The sequence below is a fragment of the Undibacterium sp. 5I2 genome, assembly GCF_035019605.1.
Classification (GTDB): Bacteria; Pseudomonadota; Gammaproteobacteria; order Burkholderiales; family Burkholderiaceae_D; genus Undibacterium.
On record NZ_JASJVS010000102.1, the window covers coordinates 1 to 6,039 of the forward strand.

General features: G+C 52.6%; 6 protein-coding genes. All 6 read left to right on the forward strand.

Annotation, left to right across the window (positions count from 1 at the left end; all coding sequences use genetic code 11):
• The first annotated feature begins 218 nt into the window (after window positions 1-218).
• Window positions 219-1,343 (forward strand): hypothetical protein, encoded by a 1,125-nt coding sequence (locus tag QN359_RS19160; protein ID WP_322248348.1) that lies wholly within the window; start codon window positions 219-221, stop codon window positions 1,341-1,343.
• Between the two features lie 5 nt (window positions 1,344-1,348).
• Entirely contained in the window at window positions 1,349-2,779 is a 1,431-nt protein-coding gene (locus QN359_RS19165; protein WP_322248347.1) for a hypothetical protein, read from the forward strand.
• Entirely contained in the window at window positions 2,776-3,495 is a 720-nt protein-coding gene (locus tag QN359_RS19170) for a hypothetical protein (RefSeq protein WP_322248346.1), read from the forward strand. Before QN359_RS19165 ends, QN359_RS19170 begins: the two co-directional genes overlap by 4 nt.
• A 90-nt stretch (window positions 3,496-3,585) precedes the next feature.
• Window positions 3,586-4,674 (forward strand): DUF3800 domain-containing protein, encoded by a 1,089-nt coding sequence (locus tag QN359_RS19175; protein WP_322248345.1) that lies wholly within the window; start codon window positions 3,586-3,588, stop codon window positions 4,672-4,674.
• A 72-nt stretch (window positions 4,675-4,746) separates the two neighbouring features.
• Window positions 4,747-5,658, forward strand: coding sequence for a DUF6602 domain-containing protein (locus QN359_RS19180; RefSeq protein WP_322248344.1), 912 nt, complete (start codon window positions 4,747-4,749; stop codon window positions 5,656-5,658).
• An 89-nt stretch (window positions 5,659-5,747) separates the two neighbouring features.
• Window positions 5,748-5,993 (forward strand): ATP-dependent nuclease, encoded by a 246-nt coding sequence (locus QN359_RS19185; RefSeq protein ID WP_322248343.1) that lies wholly within the window; start codon window positions 5,748-5,750, stop codon window positions 5,991-5,993.
• Window positions 5,994-6,039: the final 46 nt, after the last annotated feature.

Here is a 6,039-nt window from a genome sequence, read left to right on the forward strand (position 1 = left end):
CAGTCATCTTTATTTTCCTCGTTTAGGTAATTATTCCTCCTATTGAGGTGTCCGTAAACATTAGACCATTACAGTTGCGCATGGTGGCCAAACTTGGCACGAGAGACGTGGGGAGTTTATTGACATACGTGGCCGGCAATGCCGCTTGGGAGTTTCCAAAAGTATCCGGCGAGGCTGTCGAAGACGCTGCCAGCGAAGAGTCTAAGTGGCGATCGTACATGACCAGCCTTGACACTGCGATATTGAGCTTGCTTGGCGATCAGGCAGTACCGGACGACGAAATAGAAGCGCGCCTCGACGCGGTACTTGCCTCGTCATTGTTCGAACGACGGCTCAAGCATCGCAAGGCGCACATAGTCAAGGCGCTCACGGGAACCCTTATAGCGCGGGTCAAGTTCGTGTGGAACCATTCGACGGCCGCACAGCGCCGGGGTTATTTTTTGGCTGGCGTCGGCCTGGAGACAGGTCGGTTGCTCGATGCTCGGGCGGCCGAGCTGGAGGCACTCCTTGCTCGCGCGAATGGTGCAATCCTGCTTGAAGATCACCATGCTGCAACTGCAGCAATCACAACGTTCGCTGAGATCGTCTTTTCTATTCCTCCCTTTGTGCCAGATGATCTGCCGGCCAATTGGAAGGAAGTTTTGTCGTTGTGGCTCAGTGGTGAGCCGCTGGCAGCACTGACCACTACGAATACCGCAGAAGTTCTCGCGTTTGTTGAGCAAGGCCTGATCTACAAGCTACCGTGGGGTATGGAGGCGGTGCGCGTGCGCGGACTTGCGCATGAGGATTTGTTCGATGAGGAGATGGAACTCTCGGATCGTGAGCTGAGACTTGCCGTTGCCGCAGTGGAAACGGGCACGCTATTCAGGTCTGCGGCGTATCTCATGCAAGCTGGTTTCGCCTCCAGACTTGCTGCGATAAAAGCGGTCAAGGATGGTGATGGCCAGTTTACTTCGGCTCGTGCATTGGTTCGGTGGCTCCGGAGCGAGGCCGTTATTGCCCTTGCTGCCGGAGCCTCTTGGCCGACGCCAGAGACGCATTCGCTATGGATGGAGTTTGTGCGCTCTTTCGATGCGCAGGCGGCGCAACCCTGGATACGTTCAATTGAATCAGCACAGGTGTCCTGGCTGGAGGGAAAAGCTCCGAAGTCTGGGACGCCGCTCCGTATCGACTCGACCAGCCAGTCGAGGGACTTTGTCATGAGCGCCGACTATAAACGTCTTGGGATCTTGAACATGCCACTCAACCCTGACCGTGCGGGCCTGTTGGTTGCTACCGCATCCGGAGTTCCAAAGGCCATTGAACTCGACTATGTTGGTCCTGACAAACTATGGGCGGAATGATGGGTATGCCAACGCCGAAAGTTGCTCTCGACACGTTGAGAGACCGCATTGCTGAAGGGATCACCGCAAATGTGAAGGCCTATAACGTCCCGGCGGTTTGCGTTCGGGTGGGTATTCAAGAAGGTGTTGAGCCAGGTGATGCCGACGAAGCTTTTCGCAGCCGTAGAGTCTATGTCAAGAACCGGCTCGTGCAGCTTGAGAAGTCTGCATTACTGACGATCGCCGCAGTCGTCCTGAAGGAGTTCGACATCCCCAATTTGGCGGAGATCGTTAGCGAGCTTACTGTGCATGCGACGCACCGCATCACCGAAATTACGCGCAGAGACGCACTGAAGGTCTTGAATCGCCTCGATACGCTGTTTAACGACGTCGATCTGTTCGATGGACTCAATATCGTCTCATCTGAACACCTGTCATATGATGGCATCGACAACCACCTTAATTTTCTTCCCTCCCTCGCCAAAGACATTGTTCAGCACTATGTACGCAACCCGGATTACTCGACCGAAGAACTACTGATCCGGTGTGGTGCGTTGACGTGCAGTCAGACCAATTTTTTTGCTCTGCTTGAAAAGTTGCTTCATCCTGTTGTTCGACGTGGCGATGAACAAAACGAACTGGCGACGCAATTGAATGCCGTTTTGCGGCCCGATGGATTTCAGGCCGTAGTGGTCGGTGAGCAATCGACGCATCCGATCTACGCCGTTCAGCGGATGGGGACCGGTGTTGCCGGTGCGGTGAAGAATCTGATTTTCGCGTCAGTAGGACCAAAGCCGGAACTGGTACTGCGCGATGCGATCAGCAATGACATTGAAATTACCAAGCACGCAGACATGTGTCTGGTGTTTGACCGTCCGTTGCCGGCTAGTGGCCTGACATGGTTGGATATGGCTGAATGGTGGCTGGAGCGCCAAGGGCTTGCGGAGTTGAAATCCGCGCGCCAGTCTTTGGGGGAACGCCTGAAGCGATCGGTGGAGCTTTCGCATTCTCCGGGGGAGTACGCGATCTTTCGTACCTACCACGAAGTGTTTGGTCCGAAACTTGGAGATCGTTTACCAGCCTTAATTCCACAGGTCTATCTTCACTACGACCCTTTCACACAAGCCGAGCGTGTGCAGCTGGGTAAAGGGAGCGTGCTGGCGCGGCAACGGATGGATTTCTTGATGCTATTGGATGGCCGAGTTCGCATCGTGATTGAGGTTGATGGGCAGCAGCACTACGCTGAGGGCGGTAGAGCGTCTCCCGCTCATTACGCGAAAATGGTCGAGGAAGATAGGCGGTTGCGACTCCAAGGTTATGAGTTATACCGGTTTGGCGGAGCCGAGTGTACCGATGCGGATAAGAGCAATGATCGCTATGTTGTAGGACCGCAGGCTAAGAAAGTGGTGATCGATTTTTTTGAACGTTTGTTCGACAGACATAAGGTCAAGCCGTGACAATTTCCAGCGATGATGAAGAACCGCAATTGGACGGCCTCTTAGATTCGATCGATGGTGTCTCATTCCCTGTATCCGGTGACAAACTTTTCAAAAGTGGTTCCTGGGTTGACAGCGCACAGCTCAACCATCGCTTGTATGGCGACAAGTGGTCGGTCTATGCAACCGGCTACAAGGATGCAGCGGACATGCTGGTAGATCAAGCGGCAGGGACGGGCCGACATCTGGACTTTCTGGTCTATCCCATCGTCTTTTTGTACCGCCAGCATATCGAACTGATGGTCAAGAATCTAATTCGCTCACTGTGGTTGTTATTGGAGAAAAATCCCTCGGACAAGCAGGCTGGCTTGGTGGGTCATCACCTGGGAACATTCTGGGCCATCTTGCGCCCTCTCTTGGAGGAGCACGCGCCCGCTCAATCAACGGTCGCCTTGGATCAGACGGGAAGTTTGATCGACGAATTGTGTGCAGTTGATCCAGAGTCTATGGGTTTTAGATATCCCCACGGCATTCCAGATAAGACAGGAGTCCGATTGCCGACACTCAGTGGCCTGACAGAGGTTGATCTACGGAACTTGAAAGCAGTGATGGGAAAAATTCCTGCCCTGCTAGGAGCCAGCGAGATGTCCATTGATACAGATTTGCAGAACAAAGCCGAGATGTATGCTGAGTACCGCTCTCTCAATGGGGCGAATGGAGATCCATATGGCCCTTGAATTGTTCGGAAACACTGCATCGTCCAGTTTTTGGCCCGCGCGCACAATGGCGAAGGCAACACGCTCGAATGTCGTCGAAGAGAGCCGGCCATGACCCTTTCGTTTTTCTTCGACGAGAGCGGGCACAGCGGCGATCTCGTCAAATCAGGCGTTGCCTACGATTTTCTAGATCAGCCGTTTTTTGTCTTGGTGGCGTTAGGCATCGAAGATGAGGCGCCGCTTGTGCAGCAGATCGAGGCGATGCGGCTCAGGCACAAGATACCGACAGGTGAACTGAAATCGAAGTCGCTCCAAAGCCAATCAGCTTTCGTTGCCGAGTTGCTCTCAGAAGTGCTCGACGCGGGGCTCCCGCTTTTCATTGAGGCTGTCGACAAGCGCTACTTCATTTGCATGAACTTGGTAAACCACCAATTGCTGCCGCCCGTGATGGGCTTTCCTGAAGGTCCGCAGCTGCATTTTCTGAAGAACGTCGCCGTCGACTTCCTGTACGACGAAGTCTCTGAGCACGTGCTGAATCGGTTTGTCGAGGCTTGTCTCTCTCCGTCCGATCATTCGCTGATGAGCTTGTTCGGAAGCCTAATGCTGTTTTCTGCGGGGGAATCCACGATGCCCCAGAATCAGGATATACGTGACGGCGTGCACCGCATGGTTATGGAAGCAGCAACGGAATACGGCGAGATGCGGAAGGCTGACCCCACGGCCTACCTGAGGTTTCTTCCTTCGCCCGATTTGAACAGGTACGGCAAACAGGTATGGATGCTTCCCAATCTGTCGTCGTTCACGAATATCTACGCTAGGATCAATCTGTTCCGTAGGAGAAAGCTAGCAGGCGTGCGTCTTGTACACGACCAGCAATTGGAGGTCGAAGAAATTCTGCGTGAGGCCAAACGCACGGCGGAGAGTATCAAGGATTCAGGCTTTGAGACATTCACACCCACTGCCGACTATATGTTTCATGAGCAGGCATCGCTTGAATTCGCGGCATCGCATGAGTCGGTAGGCATTCAGGCTGCCGATGTGATCGCAGGGACTGTGATGAGATTCTTTCGAGATATGCAGCGCAACCCGGAGAAAATTCATCCAGACGTCGATAGGTCGATGCGCGAGTTACGGAAGCGCTCCGATGAAATTACTGCATTTGGCTTGAACCAGGTCGTGCCGCGCCGTCACATGCTGTGAAATGTTTGTGATTAAGAACGATCTATTTGCTGGATAAAGCTCTTTATTTGAATAATTGGGGGGACCGGGGGAATGACGAAATCAGCCGTAGATGTTCGAGCCTTGCTTGCTGCTGCGGCCGACAGTATGTGGGCTACGTTCAAGGCAAGCGCAGCTAGCACTCGTCCTGATCATAAGGGTGGCCCGCGCGAGCAGCAAGTACGCCAGTTCCTCAAGGAGCGTCTTCCGCCTAAATGGGGTGTCACGCGCGGGCATGTATTTTTCACCGGTGATGCTACATCACAGGAGTTCGACGTGATTGTCTATGACGCACTAAATTGCCCAAGCTGGACACTGGATGGCAGTGACGATCCGCGGCGCCTGGTACCACTGGAGGCAGTGATCGGCATCATAGAAGTTAAGTCGACACTTGACGATCGTACTCTGAAATCCGCGATCGACAAGATCTCCGAGTTTGATTCGATTGTTGAGAACGGAGATATCGATAGTTCCTATCGCCCATTTCGCTATTTGTTTGCCTATAGACTTGATCGCGATGCCGATTTCGATGGTTGGGGTGGTCCGAACCGAATCCTCACTCGCTACGCGGGGGCACGCACTCAACCGGACGGTGTGTTTGTGCTGGACTCAGAATTTTCTGTCCTGACTGCACGACACAATATTGCTCGTTCGTTCGCGCTTCACCGCGGAGAAACCGTCGATGAAGTCCTTGCGAAAAGTTGGGATGTGCAAAAAGAGGAAATTCGTCGCGACATTGAGTTGGACCCGTCATACTGTCACGACTACTTCACTACTCGGGCAAGCGATGGGTTACTCCTCCTCTCATTCTTGACATTCGTGCTGGAATCGGCTTCGTCCTATCGAGTGCCCGAAATTGACTATGCAGATATTTTCTGTCGCTGGGGTGGGCCGATGTTGGGAGGATTGCTACACTTTCACGAACCGAGTGATTTTGATTTGTTAGCCGTTCCAATCAGGGAATAGGCGGTCAATTCATTCGAGCAGAATTTTGACTAAAAATATTTATATCTCGAAGACCCATCTCGCGGAGCTTCTTTCAATGAGGGAGACACATGAAAATAAGAAAAATCAGTATCCAGAACTTCAGGGGCATCAAGCAGTTGGAATGGAATTTACCTGATCAGAAAATATTTTGTCTGATCGGGAAGGGAGACTCTGCCAAGTCGACGATCCTTGAGGCAATCCGATGTGTCTTTAATCCCCAGTGGAACCTTGCATTCAACGACTCGGACTTCCATCTTTGTAAGACAGATAGCTTGATTCAAATCGCGGAGTTTTTCAAGCTAGTTGTCGCCTAAAAGTAAATTTTTATGCCGCCAGTTTCAGTTCTTGATATACGTCCTC

Excerpts from the sequence above, each read along its gene's own strand:
- QN359_RS19160 (WP_322248348.1), top strand. The coding sequence starts at position 219 with ATGACCAGCCTTGACACTGCGATATTGAGCTTGCTTGGCGATCAGGCA.
- QN359_RS19165 (WP_322248347.1), top strand. The coding sequence starts at position 1,349 with ATGCCAACGCCGAAAGTTGCTCTCGACACGTTGAGAGACCGCATTGCT.
- QN359_RS19175 (WP_322248345.1), top strand. The coding sequence starts at position 3,586 with ATGACCCTTTCGTTTTTCTTCGACGAGAGCGGGCACAGCGGCGATCTC.
- QN359_RS19180 (WP_322248344.1), top strand. The coding sequence starts at position 4,747 with ATGACGAAATCAGCCGTAGATGTTCGAGCCTTGCTTGCTGCTGCGGCC.
- QN359_RS19185 (WP_322248343.1), top strand. The coding sequence starts at position 5,748 with ATGAAAATAAGAAAAATCAGTATCCAGAACTTCAGGGGCATCAAGCAG.